Origin of the sequence: Neobacillus sp. PS3-40 (assembly GCF_030915485.1) — a bacterium.
In the GTDB taxonomy this organism is placed as follows: Bacteria; Bacillota; Bacilli; order Bacillales; family Cytobacillaceae; genus JAUZPL01.
On record NZ_CP133266.1, the window covers coordinates 3163997 to 3179600 of the forward strand.

Annotated in this window: 17 protein-coding genes; 15 read left to right on the forward strand and 2 right to left on the reverse strand. The window is 36.3% G+C overall.

Annotation, left to right across the window (positions count from 1 at the left end; translation table 11 throughout):
- The first annotated feature begins 17 nt into the window (after positions 1–17).
- The 12 genes from arsB to RCG20_RS15535 all read left to right on the forward strand — a co-directional run bounded on the left by arsB (position 18) and on the right by RCG20_RS15535 (position 9590).
- A complete protein-coding gene (gene arsB, locus RCG20_RS15480) occupies positions 18–1073 on the forward strand; it encodes an ACR3 family arsenite efflux transporter (protein WP_308181006.1) in 1056 nt (351 codons plus the stop codon).
- Between the two features lie 23 nt (positions 1074–1096).
- Positions 1097–1516 (forward strand): arsenate reductase (thioredoxin), encoded by a 420-nt coding sequence (arsC, locus tag RCG20_RS15485; RefSeq protein WP_308181007.1) that lies wholly within the window; start codon positions 1097–1099, stop codon positions 1514–1516.
- A gap of 420 nt (positions 1517–1936) precedes the next feature.
- Entirely contained in the window at positions 1937–2281 is a 345-nt protein-coding gene (arsD, locus tag RCG20_RS15490) for an arsenite efflux transporter metallochaperone ArsD (protein WP_374120481.1), read from the forward strand.
- Between the two features lie 12 nt (positions 2282–2293).
- Positions 2294–4069 carry an arsenical pump-driving ATPase gene (gene arsA, locus RCG20_RS15495; protein WP_308181008.1) on the forward strand — a complete coding sequence of 592 codons (1776 nt, stop codon included), beginning with the start codon at positions 2294–2296 and terminating at the stop codon, positions 4067–4069.
- 600 nt (positions 4070–4669) lie between these two features.
- Positions 4670–4957 carry a spore coat protein gene (locus RCG20_RS15500; RefSeq protein WP_308181009.1) on the forward strand — a complete coding sequence of 96 codons (288 nt, stop codon included), beginning with the start codon at positions 4670–4672 and terminating at the stop codon, positions 4955–4957.
- Between the two features lie 344 nt (positions 4958–5301).
- Positions 5302–5442 carry a hypothetical protein gene (locus RCG20_RS15505; RefSeq protein WP_308181010.1) on the forward strand — a complete coding sequence of 47 codons (141 nt, stop codon included), beginning with the start codon at positions 5302–5304 and terminating at the stop codon, positions 5440–5442.
- 18 nt (positions 5443–5460) lie between these two features.
- Positions 5461–5604: a FeoB-associated Cys-rich membrane protein gene (locus tag RCG20_RS15510; RefSeq protein ID WP_308181011.1), complete on the forward strand. Its 144-nt coding sequence runs from the start codon at positions 5461–5463 to the stop codon at positions 5602–5604.
- A gap of 391 nt (positions 5605–5995) precedes the next feature.
- The gene (locus RCG20_RS15515; protein ID WP_308181012.1) at positions 5996–6451 is read left to right on the forward strand and encodes a rhodanese-like domain-containing protein; all 456 of its coding nucleotides are present in this window, start codon (positions 5996–5998) and stop codon (positions 6449–6451) included.
- Between the two features lie 93 nt (positions 6452–6544).
- Positions 6545–7921, forward strand: coding sequence for a sensor histidine kinase (locus tag RCG20_RS15520; RefSeq protein ID WP_308181013.1), 1377 nt, complete (start codon positions 6545–6547; stop codon positions 7919–7921).
- 33 nt (positions 7922–7954) lie between these two features.
- A complete protein-coding gene (locus RCG20_RS15525) occupies positions 7955–8629 on the forward strand; it encodes a response regulator transcription factor (protein ID WP_308181014.1) in 675 nt (224 codons plus the stop codon).
- Positions 8630–8638: 9 nt separating this feature from the next.
- Positions 8639–8884 carry a hypothetical protein gene (locus RCG20_RS15530; RefSeq protein WP_308181015.1) on the forward strand — a complete coding sequence of 82 codons (246 nt, stop codon included), beginning with the start codon at positions 8639–8641 and terminating at the stop codon, positions 8882–8884.
- 265 nt (positions 8885–9149) lie between these two features.
- Positions 9150–9590 (forward strand): hypothetical protein, encoded by a 441-nt coding sequence (locus tag RCG20_RS15535; protein ID WP_308181016.1) that lies wholly within the window; start codon positions 9150–9152, stop codon positions 9588–9590.
- Between the two features lie 75 nt (positions 9591–9665).
- On the opposite strand, the gene RCG20_RS15540 is transcribed toward RCG20_RS15535, so the two are convergent.
- Positions 9666–10739, reverse strand: coding sequence for a YncE family protein (locus RCG20_RS15540; RefSeq protein ID WP_308181017.1), 1074 nt, complete (start codon positions 10737–10739; stop codon positions 9666–9668).
- Between the two features lie 259 nt (positions 10740–10998).
- Here RCG20_RS15540 and RCG20_RS15545 point away from each other — a divergent pair, with 259 nt between their 5' ends.
- From RCG20_RS15545 to RCG20_RS15555, 3 genes are all read left to right on the forward strand, one after another.
- Positions 10999–11931: a F510_1955 family glycosylhydrolase gene (locus RCG20_RS15545; RefSeq protein ID WP_308181018.1), complete on the forward strand. Its 933-nt coding sequence runs from the start codon at positions 10999–11001 to the stop codon at positions 11929–11931.
- Between the two features lie 428 nt (positions 11932–12359).
- Complete coding sequence (locus RCG20_RS15550) at positions 12360–12728, forward strand: hypothetical protein (RefSeq protein ID WP_308181019.1); 369 nt, start codon at positions 12360–12362, stop codon at positions 12726–12728.
- Positions 12712–14097 carry a 4Fe-4S binding protein gene (locus tag RCG20_RS15555; protein WP_308181020.1) on the forward strand — a complete coding sequence of 462 codons (1386 nt, stop codon included), beginning with the start codon at positions 12712–12714 and terminating at the stop codon, positions 14095–14097. Before RCG20_RS15550 ends, RCG20_RS15555 begins: the two co-directional genes overlap by 17 nt.
- Before the next feature lie 67 nt (positions 14098–14164).
- Here RCG20_RS15555 and RCG20_RS15560 read toward each other — a convergent pair whose 3' ends face one another.
- On the reverse strand, positions 14165–15517 hold the full coding sequence (locus RCG20_RS15560; protein ID WP_308181021.1) for a D-serine ammonia-lyase: 1353 nt from the start codon (positions 15515–15517) through the stop codon (positions 14165–14167).
- Positions 15518–15604: the final 87 nt, after the last annotated feature.

Sequence of the window (15604 nt, forward strand, 5' to 3'; positions counted from 1 at the left end):
AGGAGTGAGAGAAAAGCATGAGTCAAATGGGGAAAAAACGATTGTCATTTTTAGATCGGTATCTTACGTTATGGATTTTTCTAGCTATGGCTATAGGGATTGGACTTGGATTTGTGGTTCCGGGATTTGTTAAAGGAATTAACCGTCTTCAGGTAGGTACTACTTCGATCCCGCTTGCGATTGGATTAGTTCTCATGATGTACCCACCACTTGCGAAGGTACGTTATGAAGAGATGAACCGAGTCTTTAAAAATGTAAAAGTGTTAGTATTGTCCCTAGTTCAAAACTGGATTATTGGGCCAATTTTGATGTTTGTATTAGCCATTGTCTTTTTACGCGATAAGCCGGAATACATGATTGGACTAATCATGATTGGACTCGCTCGCTGTATTGCGATGGTGATTGTCTGGAATGATCTTGCAAAAGGAGATACAGAATACGCTGCTGGCCTGGTTGCGTTTAATTCTGTGTTCCAGCTGTTGTTCTTTTCAATTTATGCCTATGTGTTTGTGACTGTAATTCCCGAATGGATCGGTCTTAAAGGCGCCGTCGTTGCGATAACAATGGCAGAAGTAGCAAAATCAGTCTTTATTTACTTGGGGATTCCATTTATTAGCGGAATGCTTACTCGACTGGTGCTCGTCAAAACAAAAGGCCGCGCGTGGTATGAATCGGTCTTTATCCCTAAAATCAGTCCGATCACTCTAATAGCGTTACTTTTTACCATTATTGTCATGTTTTCTTTAAAAGGGGATATGATCGTTAGCTTACCACTCGATGTCGTAAGGATTGCCATTCCATTACTCATTTATTTTATAATTATGTTCTTTGTTTCTTTCTTTATGGGGAAGAAAATTGGAGCAAACTATCAGGTGACAACAACTCTAGCCTTTACTGCAGGAAGCAATAACTTTGAGCTTGCCATTGCGGTAGCTGTTGGGGTTTTTGGCATCCATTCTGGTGCAGCCTTTGCTGCAGTCATCGGACCACTTGTGGAAGTCCCAGTGATGATCGGCCTAGTAAATGTTGCCCTTTGGTTTCAAAAAAAATATTTTAAAACAGAATCAGTATAAATTTAATAAAGGTGGAAACGAACATGTCAAAAAAGACTATCTACTTCTTATGTACAGGAAACTCTTGCCGAAGCCAAATGGCAGAAGGCTGGGCCAAAAAATATTTACGTAATGAATGGGAAATAAAAAGTGCTGGCATTGAAGCACATGGGTTAAATCCGAATGCCGTTAAGGCGATGAAAGAAGCTGGTATTGATATTTCTAATCAAACATCTGATATTATTGATCCGGAAATTTTAAATAATGCAGATCTTGTGGTAACACTTTGTGGTGATGCAGCGGACAAATGCCCAGTTACACCACCTAAGGTAAAAAGGGAGCATTGGGGATTCGATGATCCGGCAAAAGCAGAAGGAACAGAAGAGGAAAAATGGGCATTTTTTGGGCGAGTTCGTGATGAAATTGGTGAGAGAATTAAACGTTTTGGTGAAACAGGAGAATAATGCAAAGAGCCAAGAATGTTCTCGGCTTTTTTAGAGGCTTTTTTCGCAAATATTGTTGTTTTTCAATTTATCTTCCAAGTTTGAAGTACTTTAACAGAAAAAAATTACAAAAAATATTTGTTATCAATGAAAAGTTCATTATTTTAGCAGTACAAAATAGGTTATGAGTGGAAAAATAATTATATCAGCGAAACAATACAAGATATCGGCGAAAAATTTAATATATCGGCGAAAAATCAAATATATCAGCGAAAAATCAAATATATCGGCGAAAAATCAAATATATCGGCGAAAAATCAAATATATCGGCGAAAAATCAAATATATCAGCGAAAAATCAAATATATCAGCGAAAAATTAAATATATCAGCGAAACTGAAGATGCTAGCAATTTGTCCAAAATAAAAGGAGATGGTACATAATGAAACTTGAAGTATTTGATCCTGCCATGTGCTGTCCGACAGGTGTCTGTGGACCATCCGTTGATCCAGAATTAGCAAGGGTGGCGTCCGCTTTCTTTTTACTTAAAGGAAAAGGGTATTCGATTACCCGTTACAATTTGGGCAATGAACCACAAGCATTTATCACCAATACAAAGGTGAATCATCTTTTAAATGAAAAAGGTCCCAATGTATTGCCACTAGTTCTTTTGGATGGAGAAGTGGTGAGAGAAAGCTCTTATCCGACAAATGAAGAATTAGCCCAATGGTTTCTAATTGATGCGAAGGAATTAGAAACAAAAAAATCAACGAATCTGCTTTTATAGGAGATGCAGGAAATGTTTCCATTTTTTCAACCTGAAAATCAGATATTGACTCCCTTTCTATTTTTTACGGGAAAAGGAGGTGTAGGGAAAACCACTTCTGCGAGTGCAGTAGCTGTGCATTTAGCTAATAAAGGGAAACTGGTCCTGATTGTTTCGACTGACCCTGCATCCAATTTACAAGATGTATTTGAAACGAACATTTCTAATGAAATTTGCCCCATTCCAAATGTGAAGGGACTATTTGCGTGTAACTTAGATCCAGAAGAAGCAGCAAGAGCATACCGCGAAAAAGTAGTGGGGCCATATAAAGGGAAGCTCCCTGACAGTGTGCTTCAAACAATGGAAGAACAACTTTCCGGTGCTTGTACAGTTGAGATCGCTGCTTTTGATGAATTTACCAATCTACTTACGAATCCAATGGTTCAAAATAAGTATGATCATATTATTTTTGATACGGCTCCAACCGGTCATACCCTTAGGCTTCTACAGCTACCGACTGCGTGGACTGACTTTTTAAATGAAAGTACACATGGAGCTAGCTGCCTCGGTCCTTTGTCTGGTTTAAGAGAAAAGAAGGATGCGTATGCAAAAGCGGTTGAGGCTTTATCTGATCAAGAGAAGACGACTTTGGTGTTGGTGGCACGGCCTGATGAAAATTCGCTATTAGAGGCGGAAAGAGCCGCATGCGAACTCTTTGACATCGGAATGATTCATCGAATCCTTTTAGTGAATGGAGTATTGCAATGTCATGTTGAAGGTGACGATGTATCAGAAGCTTTTTATCATAAACAAAGGAAAGCTCTTTTACAACTTCCAATAGGATTAAAGGATATTCCTGTTTACGAAATTCCACTTGTCACATTTTCGTTAGCCGGAACAGATGCCTTAAGTGTATTATTTCAAGACAAGGAAATGGAGCAACAACTAGTGTCAGGAACAGAAGAGATCTCACTTCCTCCGTTCACTGAATTAGTTGAAGACCTAGAGCTACGAGGTATTAAGGTTATCTTTACAATGGGAAAAGGCGGTGTCGGTAAAACGACGATTGCTTCGGCTATTGCTATGGGGTTATCTGAAAAAGGGCATCAAGTACACTTAACCACGACTGATCCAGCTGCACATTTAAGTTATTATTTTGGGGTTGAAAAAAGTCATAAAAATTTGACCATTAGTAGAATTGATCCAAAAGTAGAAGTAGAAAAATATCGGAGTGAGGTTTTAAGTAAGGTCTCAGAGAATTTGGATGAGGATGCTATTGCTTTTATTAAAGAAGATCTAGAGTCCCCTTGTACTGAGGAAATTGCAATTTTTCAAGCATTTGCCAATGTGGTTGGCAGGTCAAAAGATGAAATTGTCGTAATTGATACGGCTCCAACAGGGCATACGTTGCTATTACTTGATGCTGCACACTCCTACCATAAGGAGTTAGAACGTTCAACGGGTGAAATTAGTGATAATGTAAAAGAGCTATTGCCGCGATTGCGTAATCAAAATGAAACGGAAATAGTGATTGCTACACTTCCAGAAGCAACGCCGGTATTAGAAGCAGAAAGACTTCAAAAGGATCTTGGGCGTGCGGGAATTATTCCACACTGGTGGGTTATTAATCAAAGCTTTTATGCAACGCACACACTTGACCCTGTTCTTAGGGGCAGGGCACAGGCAGAGGAAAATTGGATTCAAAAGGTACAAAATGAATTATCGGATAGAATCGCTGTTATTCCATGGTTAGAATCAGAAAATGTAGGAATTAATCAAATCAAACAAATGATCAATAGTAAGGAGTAATGAAATGAAAATTACAGATGAGGCAAGGGATACGTTAAAACAGGTTTTCAAAGAACAAAGTGCTAATGGAATTCGTGTTTATTTTGCTGGCTTTGGCTGAGGGCAGCCAGAGATTGGACTGGCTCTGGATGAGCCGGAAGCAGAAGATAAAGTAGTGACAATTAATGAAATTCAAGTTGCAATAGATCCTAATATCGAGGAACATTCAGAAAGTTTAACGCTCGATTTTGATCAACAGAGAAATGGTTTGGTCCTTAAAGGAAATGAAAGTGAATGTTGTTAATCAAAGTGCGTGAAGCCTTGGTTTAAAAAGAATGAATCAAAAAGTTTAGTTTTTAACAATAAATTTTACTAGAGTATAAAAACAGCATTGGATAATTCCAGTGCTGTTTTGTTTGAAATTATTTAGCTGTTTAGAGAAGCGATCAAAGCCTCGTAATTGTTAAAACTAATTTTTAAGCAGAACTTTAATTCGGAGTGAAAGTACGAGTTGGAATTTGAAAATAAATTAAATCCCCTAATAGATAGGCAATAGTCTAGCCACTCCTGAATATGGATACATACACTACTTTTGTATTTAAAATGAGGAGGAGATATAAAATGGATAGACAATTCTTTGGTGGTATGGGTATGGGATATGGTGGATTCCCAGGATATGGTTTTGGAGGCCATCCAGGTTATGGCGGCATGGGATACGGTGGTTTCCCAGGATATGGCGGTATAGGTATTGGAGGTCATCCGGGTTATGTTGGTATGGGATATGCAGGTGTCCCAGGATGTGGTGGCATGGGTTACGGCGGTTATCCGGCTTATGATGGTATGTGCTGCGGTGGCTCCCCTTATGGTTGTGGTTGTGGATGTCCTCCAATACCTAATTATTGTTGCTAGTGTAATCCTGCTCACCTTTGTGGTTACAAATAGCGGAAGCCATACAAAAGTTTTTTTGAAACTATTAGATAATAACTATTTTTATAAAAAAGTAACAGCCCCTGAGAATTTTTTTCTTTTCAGGGGTTTTGTCTTTTGCAGGGAAAAGCTTGAATTAAAGTGGATTCTTCAAAGAACTAGTCACGAATCATAGTACTAATAAAGGGAGAAAGATTTGTTCCGAAATTTGTTATAGAATCTTGCTACTTTCTGCACAATTATTTATTAATATGAGGACAACTAAGAAAGTAACTTTGTTTACATTATTAATCTTAAGATGAATGATAGAATTAAGGGGGATCTTTGTGAATCAGGAACATTTGATGAAGTTCACCATTCGAAAAATGGAGCGGGAACAAAAGTTAAATTCAAAAGGTAAAACAAAAAAACAACCGCAAAAATTCATTCGCAATTGTTTCAAAAAACTTGTTTTTAAAGAATCCTAATTAAAGGAGTGAATAACCATGTTTAATTGGATTATTGGAATCGTCATTTTTTCTGCTGCGGGATGGATGTTTTATAAACATATTCAAAAATCAAAACAAGGAAAATGTCCATCATGTTCATCTGATTGCTCTTGTAGTGATGACAATTGTCAATGTCACTAGTTTATTTTAATGCTCAAAGTCGTGTCCGAAAAGGAACGACTTTTTTTAAAAATAGGAGGTAAAAAAATGAGGGACCGAATAACAAGATCCATTACTCTACTTACATCCGGCTTAGCTTGTATCGCTTGATTTCTGCCAATTTTGGTAGTTCCACTCGGTCTGAGTGGTGTTATGTTTTCTACAATGGTGTTTTTTTCTAAATATCAATGGTGGTTTGTGGGAGTAAGCATTCTAATGCAATTGATAGCTCATTATATTTCATGGAAGAGGAAAAACCTACTTCCTAGAAAGCACTTTATCATTTTATGGGTTTCGACTTTTATTACAATCAGCAGTGTCCTGTTTGTTTTATACTCAAATGGATATTTTTCTTAGTGGGAGGCCAAAAAAAATGACCAAGAAAGTTACTTTAATAACGGTGGGTATCGCTATCCTATTTATTGGCTTTGTAATTATTTATATGAATATAGCGATGGCAAAAAATGAAACCATGAATGGGATGGCTGGTATGTCTGAAAATAGGGATGTAAAAGGAAAGGATCAGGAAGTACATAAAATAGATCAATCTTATTTGCTAAAAGAAATAAAAAGCACTGATGTAATGATAGTTGACTTGAGAGAACCAAATTTATACAAGAAATCTCACATTCCTAATTCCATTAACATTCCATTTGAAGAATTTCAAAGTAAATTTCAGGAATTAGATGTGAATAAAACGATTATACTCGTTTGCCATATGGGTCCAATGGGGGATGCAAGTGGGCAACTTTTGCTACAGCAAGGATTCAAACATGTGGCCAACCTCTCTGGCGGAATGGCAAATTGGACTGGGCCATTAGTAAAATGAAATTAGGTTAAAAACGAAAATTCCCATTCATGAATTCTTGATGAAATTGAGTACGAATAAAAAGAGTACTGGTAATTTTAAAGGGGCTGTGTGATGCAAGGAACGACTGTTTTAAATAGTATTTCAATTAAGATTGGTCTGTTGTTTAGCGCTGTTTTTCTAACCCTATTATTGATTTTATGCTCTATTTTGTATGGGGTTTTTACTAATTTATTCGTGGATTTTGTAACCAATGATTTATTAGTTCGAGGAATAAATCATGCAAAAGCTTTAGAGGATGATTATAGTGGGAAAATGATCGAGCATGTCCTGTCAATGGAAAGGGGAGGGACTACCCAAGTGGTAATAACGGATAAAAACAAAAAGATCCTAGGATCATCCGTTTCCCCTAATCAAGAAATGAAGAATCATATTCTTAAAAATAGTAAAAAAAATTCAAATGAAATACTAGATAATGACTGGAACAAGGATAAATATATGGTCACAATTTCAACCGTTGGTCAGAATAATGGTTATATTTATTTGTTTTATCCAACAGATGTTCTGCGGGAAACGGTATTTGTATTAAAAATGCTCATCATTGTTACAAGTATCGGGACAGTATTTCTAGGATTCGGTTTAATCGGATTTCTTTCAAGAAAAATAACAAAACCTCTCGTAATTATGAAAGATGCGACAAATAAAATAGCCATAGGCAAATACAGGCAAAAAATTCCCTCAAAAGGAAATGATGAAATAGCCCAACTTTCAAATGCTATCGAACGCTTAGGAGAGCAATTGCAATTTTATGAGGACTCAAGAAACGAGTTTTTGACAGCTGTTTCACATGAACTACGTACACCATTAACTTATATTAAAGGATACAGCGATATTTTAAATAAAGGAATCGTAAAAAATCACGAAGAACAAACAGAATATTTAAGTATTATTAATAAAGAGGCTACACGGGTTGCATTTCTTGTAGCTGATTTATTTGAAATGAGTAAACTTCAAGTTGGGGAATTTCAATTAAATAAAGATATGGCTAATGTAAATAGCATTATTGAAAGAGTTGCCATGACTCTTAGACCTGTAGCTGAAAAAAAAGGAATTAAACTTGATATAAAGTTATCGCCTCAAATCCCAGAGATAGATATTGATTATAAAAGAATCGAACAGGTCATCTACAACATTATTGAAAATGCTATTAAATATACTGATTATGGAGAAGTAAAAGTTCACTCTTATTTACAAAATGAGTATGTGATGATAGAGATTAATGATTCAGGCATTGGAATTCCTAAGCAAGAGATTCCAAAGATTTGGGATCGTTTTTATCGAATCGATAAGTCAAGAGCCAGAAAAACAGGAGGATCTGGATTAGGTCTATATATTGCCAAGCAAATAGTCAATTCTCATAATGGTGAAATTATGGCTAAAAGTATTGAAAATCATGGATCAACATTTATGATTTATTTACCAAAAAAATGATTCAATAGGATGCCTTTGACTGGAGGTGGAATAATGAAACGAATTCTAATCGTTGATGATGAAATAGAAATGAGACAGCTGCTACGCATCTATCTTCAACAGGAAAATTATCTTGTCCAAGAATCTTCAAATGGAAAAGAAGCATATGAAAGAATTATAAGTAACGATTATGATTTGATGATCTTAGACGTCATGATGCCACTAATGGACGGGTGGGAAACAATTGATCAAGTCAGAAAGGTATCAGATATCCCGATTATATTGTTGACAGCAAAAGGGGCAGTGCAAGACAAGGTCGCTGGTTTATCAGCGGGAGCCGATGATTACCTTGTAAAACCATTTGATGAGGCTGAGTTAATGGTCCGGGTGAAGGCATTGCTGAGAAGAACGCAAAAAATTAGTATGAATGATGATGTGCTTAAATATAGAGGAATTATTATTAATCTTTCAGCACGAACGGTGATGTATCAAGATATCCAAGTTATATTAACTCAGACAGAATTTGATCTTCTTAAAACATTAATTCAACATAGTGGAATGGTCTTATCGAGAGAACAATTGGTTGAATTGATCTGGGGGATTGATTTTATGGGAGATGATCGAACCATTGATTCTCATATAAAGAATCTCAGGGAAAAATTATTTATGTCTGGAATTGAAAAATCGTTCGTAAAAACGGTATGGGGAATTGGATATAAAGTGGGATAGGGTGAGAAAATGAAACGGTTATTGATTGGAATCTTATTAGCTTTTTTAATTTTCCATGGTATTTCCTTTCTTGTATTTGTATTGAAAATGATGTGGTTTCCTCCAACTATGATGGGAATGATGATGGGAAGGCAAATGATGGTTCATCATTTGCTTTTATGGTTTAATCAAACATTTTGGCTGTTCATATTGTTTTCTGGTATTATTATGCTAATTTGGGTGATCAAAGAAAATAAAAAAATGAATAAAGAGTGAATTATTCGATTCTACATATTTTCTTCATACTTCACCCTTATAGTTTAAGTGAGGGAAGGAAGATATCGGACTTTAAGGAGGAAGGAAATATGATGATGGGTAGGTCGTTCGGATTTGTTCCAAATGGATGCGGGCTCATACCTGAAGGGTACGAAAAATTAAAAAATGATTCAGTAGTGACTCGCAAGTGGAGAAATTACGATTGAAGAATCTCAAATGGTCAAAAAAGTGATTATAAGACTTAAAAAATAAGGAGTGTTGAAAAGTGAAGAAGAATTTGGTAGCAGGAATATTAGCTGTAGGTTTAATCGTTGCTGGGGGAACAGGGGTTTACGTTGCATATGCAAAGGATAATACTGTAAATCCAATTCATATGATGAAATCAACTAATATGAAAGAAATGATGAATTCACATCATATGCAGGAAATGATGAAATCAAGCGATATGAAAGAAATGATGAAATCAACCGATATGGAAGAAATGATGAAGTCAACTGACATGAAAGAAATGCAAAAGCTCATGCAAAGTAAAAATTTCAGCTTTGATCAAATGCTGCCCTTAATGAAAAAAATACATCCTAATTTAAGTAACGAGCAAATAAAAGCTCTTTATGAGAAAATGCATGGAAAAGATGGTTCACCAAGTTGTGGTGATGTTTTAAAAGGGCAAACGGAAAAAAATAGTACTAGCGAAAATAAGTTATGAAATGAAAAGAGAGTGTCCAGAAGAAATTTTCTAGGACACTCTCTTTTTTCTTTCATTATATTATTGTTAAGTTTGTTACTTGGGCATGATACTGATTCCGTTAGGAGTTTTTCCTACTTTAATCGTTTTAACGACTTTGTTAACGGAATTGTCAATTACACTAACTGTATTATCAAACATATTGGTTACATACGTAAACTTATTATCTGGGCTTGTTACCACCCCATGGGATCCCAATCCTGTTTCAATGGTCGCAGCCACTTGTTTAGACTTCAAATCAACTTTTGTTAAAGAATGAGAGGGGCTTTTTTCGGTCCCTTGGTTGGCAACATATGCAAAATGATTATCCGCTTGGATATAAACCTGCGCTGGACCAATACCGACTTTCACCTTATTCATTTTACCTGTCGATAAATCAATGATGGCGAGAGCATTTTCTTTATTCAAAGTTACAACTAATGTTTTACCATCAGAAGTTAACCCTGTTGTTACTGGAGTTTTGCCAGCTTGTATCTTTTTTTCTTCTTTTAATGTCTTGAGATTGAGTACGCTAACACTATTTTCGCCCATATTCGATACATAGGCAAATTGGCTGTCCGTAGAAATTCTAAATCCATGCGGGCCTTTACCGGTTGGAATGGATTTGATAATCGAATAGTTACTACGGTCAATTACTGAAACGGCATCATCCTCATTATTTGTAACAAGAACGTATTTTCCATCAGCTGTAAAAACGATATGGGCAGGGTGATTACCTACCTCTACTTCTTTTATCAACTTATTGGTTTTAGGATTAAAGAAAATGGCTTTTCCTTTCATATCCATTGTTGAATGGTCGTCTCCATGCATCGCCATATTTGGAACTATGGTTGCCCCAACAACTTTGCCATCAGGAGAAACCTGGATATTGTGGACTAATCCATCCATTTTGAATGTAGCCATTACCTTCAAATTCTTGACGCTTATTTTTGAAATGCTACCTCCCTCATTTGCTGTAAACAAAAACTGATCCCCGCTATTATTGGAAGCATTTTCACTTTTATCGTTTATTGCTTTGTCTTTTCTTTCGTCTTTTGCGTTGCTACAACCAGCAAGAAAAGATGATAGTAACAAAAGTGTAGTGACTACTAAAACTAAATATTTTTTCATTTATAGTATCCTCCTCATTTATTCAAGGTCGTCAATTTCCGATGAAATTTACCATAAAGACCATTGGTAAATAGTTTAAATGATAAATATGCATTTATTATGCATTTTTTATTTTTTTGAGGAATAGATCTTGTGTTTAAATCTTTATGACGTTTTATTGACATCCTAAAAAATGCACAATTTCTTGATACTTTAATGTTACAGTTATTCATATTAAGAAGTTATTAAAATGTGAAGACTTAAACTCGAGGTGAAAGAGATGAAAAAGTTTGCAGTAATATCAGCCCTGTCATTAAGTTTATTGCTTGGTGCATGTAGTAGTTCCTCTAATGAAGGGAAACTTACCCCTGTAAAGAGTGGGAAAAAGATTGAAGATATTCATGGGGTAGGAGTTGCAAGTGATGGTACTACATATGTTGCCACTCATGAAGGTCTATTCTCCACCAAGGATGTAGGAAACTCATGGAATAAGGTAAGTTCGTCTAGTGATGATTTAATGGGATTTAATTTGAGATCTGATGGCACAATGATGACAAGCGGACATCCAGGAAAGAATTCAGAATATCCGAACCCAATTGGAGTATTAATAAGTAAAGACAAAGGAATGAGCTGGAAAAAGGTTGAATATGTTGGGAAAATTGATTTCCATGTCCTCACCTCCTATCATCACGACCCTACTATCATTTATGGACTTAATCAAATGGGGACGGGACAGTATGGAGCAGGAATTTACAAAAGTACAGATGGAGGGAAGAAATGGAGTAAAGTCGAACCAAAGGGATTGCCAGGCGATCTCATGAAGGTATATTCTTTACTGGTTCTTCCTGAAAACAAAAATACCCTTTTAGCTGGGACTGAAATGGGAGTTATGATTTCCAAGGATGCAGGTGCAAATTGGGAGATGTTTGATAATACCCGACTAATTACGGCAATGACGGTCATGCCAAATGGAAAGGATATTATTGGTTATTCGATGAGTGATATGGTTTCAGGAGTCATGATCACCCAAGATGCAGGTCAATCATGGACTAGTATTGGTCTGGATTTAGGAAAAGATGCTGCTTCTTCTATTTCTGTGAATCAGAAGGATGAAAAGCAAATTGCAGTTTCTTCATTTAGCACATCACTATATGAAACTAAAGATGGTGGGCAAAAGTGGGATCAAATTATTACGGATGGTAAAATGAAATAATAACAAAAGGAGCCCTTTCGAATAAAGAAGGGGCTCCTTTAAATTAAATACCAATAATAAAATAAGTGTAATCGCGTTCACTTGCAATTGCTTTTTTGTCCTTCATCTATAACCTATTTGGAACCAATTCCCCAAACAGTAACAAAGCGTTGTTCTACTGGAAATCCACCATTTCGTCATTTATCTCGAATATTTCTTATATGTGAATCAATAGTCCGGTTTGTAAAGAGCGTTGATAGGGAAGGTTCACTTTATATCGACATAATAGAAGAAAAATATGGAGATTCTTTGAAAATATGAAAAAGACAAATTTTGTACAATAAAAACTCAAAGTTTCTGCACACTTTTTTATTAATCTATATATAGGTTAATTACTTAATTACTTTAATCATTTTGAGAATGAGGTGAATGTCTTGAAGGGGAGATTTTTGTTAGTAATAGCTCTTATCCTTGTATTATCTGGTGGAAGAATAGCTATGGCGCATGAAGGGGATCAAATGAAGCATGCACCATCCACTTCGAGTTTAAAGGAAAGCAAACAATCAGGGAATAACATGAGTGACATGGACATGAGTGGTAAGGACAAAGGCATGGACATGAGTGGTTCAAACCAGGGTGATGATATGGAAGGTATGGATATGGGGGATGATGGTCACAGTCATGAGCCCGTAAAGGAAAGTCCTGCTAACATAAAGGTATTAGGAACGTATGGTGCGGTAAACCTTTCCTTTATTTTGATTGGTGTTTGGAATAAGTGGTTTAGAAGAAAGGGTGATTCTAATGTCAATTCCAAGTAATAAAATGACAGAGGAGAAAAATAGAATTGAAAAGAAGAAGCCTATTAATCTTCTAGATAATTCAGCCTTCAAAAAATTCATTCAAAGCAGGTGGTATCCAGGAATTTTTCAATGGGTAGCCTTCGTCGTTTTTTCTGTCATTGTATATGAATTGGTAGCTGGCACGGTAGATCCAACCCGCAACGTCGGGACTTCGCTTACGTGGGTATTATGGTGGCCGCTTGTTCCTTTACTATTCCTTGCCATTGGACGATTCTGGTGTGCAATCTGTCCATTTGGGAAGCTAAGCGATATTATTCGAAAAACTATTGGTAGTGAGAGACCAACACCGAAGTTTTTACGAAAATACGGCCTTTGGTTAATAGACCTTTTCTTTATCGCCATTACGTATAGTGATCATATTTGGGGTATTGTTGAATCCCCGCGGGGCTCAGGCTACTTGTTACTTTTACTCGTGACACTTGTGGTAGCGACCTCAGTATTTTACGAGAGACGAACTTTTTGTAAGACTTTATGTTTTCTTGGAGGATTATCAGGAAACTATTCTCGTTCGGGTGCACTCGAACTTCGTGGAACACCAGAAATTTGTAAATCATGTAAAACGCAATCTTGTTTTAAAGGCAGTGATAAAGCGGAAGGCTGCCCGATGTTTCAATACGTAAGAACTATGGATTCAACTGCAGATTGTAACCTTTGCGGAAATTGCGTGAAATCCTGTCCAAACAATTCGATCCGTATTTCACCACGGGTGCCTACATCTGAATTATGGGGAACTAAAAATCCCAAAATGGAACACACCTTTTTAGCCGCTGTCATTATGGGAATTGTATTTGTTCAAAATATTACAATGGTTGCCATATGGCAAGATATCTTAAAAGCGATTGGTTCTGTAACTGGTACAGACAGCTACAATATAAACTTTACGGTTGCTTTTATAATTGCCATGATCATTCCAATTGGACTATTGCTCGGAACTGCAAAACTTGCAACATTAACAGGTGGTTCAGTTGAAAAGGTAAAGAAAAACTTTATTCGATTTGGCTATGCTATTATTCCTTTAGATTTAGCAGGACATCTTGCCCATAACCTTTTCCATATCATTACAGAAGGAAAAGCTATTTGGTACAACTCGGCTGCGTTATTCGGTATCAATGTAACAAGGGGGGATTTAGCTTTCGCTGATGCCTCAAGTGTTCAGATGGTTCAGTATATCATTATTGTATTCGGTATGGTTGGTTCCATTTATACTGCCTATCGAATTGGCAATAAAGGTACTATGAAAGCATTAATGCCATATTATGTGCTTATGATCTTGCTTGCAGTTGCAAATATTTACTTGTTCTCATTACCTATGATGCATAGGGTTTAAATAAAATCTTAAATAAACGACCAGTCCCTTAGGAGCTGGTCGTTTGTGATAGTTAAAGGTAAAGATTTTACTCTAAGGAAAGATTCAATCCTTTTCGATAATATTCGTCCATCATTTCTTTAGGAACCATGCTCCCACCAGTCCCCCAGATAATATGTGTACCATTGTTTATTTTTTCGATTAAATGATTCTTCAGTAAATAATTTTTTCCCTCTTTACATAATTTAGTTGGTCCAATCATGCCTGCAAGTGCAGAAGGTTCTAAATGAATTGCCTCTGTATCTACTAATTCCTTTAGTAACAGATATAGTTGTTCGTCGGTAACGGTATAATTCCCACTTAAAAACGGCCCCATTGTTTTACCCACGAAGCCGGATGGCCTTCCTACAGCAAGTCCATCCGCATCCGTTAGATTATCAATACCAATATCCTGAACTGAAATTTTATCATGAAGTCCAGTCATTAAACCGAGTAACATACACGGAGAGTGGGTAGGTTCTGCAAAGAAACAGTGAACACTGTCTTTAAAGAGCAACTTCAAACCAAAGGCTACTCCCCCAGGACCGCCACCAACCCCACATGGAAGGTATACAAATAAAGGATGATCTTCATCTATTCTTATATCCAATTCTTCTAATTGTTTTTTCAATCGGGATGCTGCTACTGCATAACCTAAGAAAAGGTTGCGTGAGTTTTCATCATCTACAAAATAACATTTAGGGTCTCGAGCGGCTTGGATTCGACCTTCCTCAACTGCTTTACTATAGTCAGCTTCATATTCAATTACTCTCACATTTTTGCTTCGCAGTAAGTCTTTTTTCCATTGTTTTGCATCGGCAGACATATGGACTGTCACGTTAAAACCTAATTTTGCACTGATAATCCCAATACTAAGCCCTAAATTTCCTGTTGAGCCGACAGCGATTGAATAGTGTGAGAAGAAGCTTTTAAACTGATCACTAGCTAATATTGAATAATCATCTTGGATTGTTATTAATTGATGTTGAATTGCTAATTCTTCAGCATGTTTGAGGATTTCATAGATCCCTCCTCTAGCCTTAATAGAACCAGAAATAGGAAGGTGACTATCACATTTTAATAAAAGTTCGCCAGGAATAGGTTGTTGATAAATCTGTTCCAATGATTTTTTCATCGCAGGAATTGCAACTAAAGGAGACTCAATTATGCCTTTTGTTTCTTTTGTTTCTGGGAAAACTCGCGCTATATAGGGAGCAAATCGTTTTAATCTATCCTCTGCATCCTTTACATCCCCTTGAGTAAGCGGAGACTTTTCTATTCCCATTTGATATGGTTCCAAATTAGGATTGATCCAAAATGCTTCTTCCATTGAAATGAGTTTATTTAGCAAAGGAAATTGATCTTTCAATAGTTGTAAATCTTTATTTTCATATATCTTCATCTGTCAGATCCTCCTAGTTTGTATTAGGTTAGTCAAATAAATTTGTCCTAATGGATTAAGTATATTTTATAGGAGCTCTTGTTGGAA

Excerpts from the sequence above, each read along its gene's own strand:
- RCG20_RS15515 (WP_308181012.1), top strand. The coding sequence starts at position 5,996 with ATGACCAAGAAAGTTACTTTAATAACGGTGGGTATCGCTATCCTATTT.
- RCG20_RS15525 (WP_308181014.1), top strand. The coding sequence starts at position 7,955 with ATGAAACGAATTCTAATCGTTGATGATGAAATAGAAATGAGACAGCTG.
- RCG20_RS15520 (WP_308181013.1), top strand. The coding sequence starts at position 6,545 with ATGCAAGGAACGACTGTTTTAAATAGTATTTCAATTAAGATTGGTCTG.
- RCG20_RS15500 (WP_308181009.1), top strand. The coding sequence starts at position 4,670 with ATGGATAGACAATTCTTTGGTGGTATGGGTATGGGATATGGTGGATTC.
- RCG20_RS15555 (WP_308181020.1), top strand. The coding sequence starts at position 12,712 with ATGTCAATTCCAAGTAATAAAATGACAGAGGAGAAAAATAGAATTGAA.
- arsA (WP_308181008.1), top strand. The coding sequence starts at position 2,294 with ATGTTTCCATTTTTTCAACCTGAAAATCAGATATTGACTCCCTTTCTA.
- arsD (WP_374120481.1), top strand. The coding sequence starts at position 1,937 with ATGAAACTTGAAGTATTTGATCCTGCCATGTGCTGTCCGACAGGTGTC.
- RCG20_RS15540 (WP_308181017.1), bottom strand. The coding sequence starts at position 10,739 with ATGAAAAAATATTTAGTTTTAGTAGTCACTACACTTTTGTTACTATCA.
- arsB (WP_308181006.1), top strand. The coding sequence starts at position 18 with ATGAGTCAAATGGGGAAAAAACGATTGTCATTTTTAGATCGGTATCTT.
- RCG20_RS15545 (WP_308181018.1), top strand. The coding sequence starts at position 10,999 with ATGAAAAAGTTTGCAGTAATATCAGCCCTGTCATTAAGTTTATTGCTT.
- arsC (WP_308181007.1), top strand. The coding sequence starts at position 1,097 with ATGTCAAAAAAGACTATCTACTTCTTATGTACAGGAAACTCTTGCCGA.
- RCG20_RS15510 (WP_308181011.1), top strand. The coding sequence starts at position 5,461 with ATGTTTAATTGGATTATTGGAATCGTCATTTTTTCTGCTGCGGGATGG.
- RCG20_RS15560 (WP_308181021.1), bottom strand. The coding sequence starts at position 15,517 with ATGAAGATATATGAAAATAAAGATTTACAACTATTGAAAGATCAATTT.
- RCG20_RS15530 (WP_308181015.1), top strand. The coding sequence starts at position 8,639 with ATGAAACGGTTATTGATTGGAATCTTATTAGCTTTTTTAATTTTCCAT.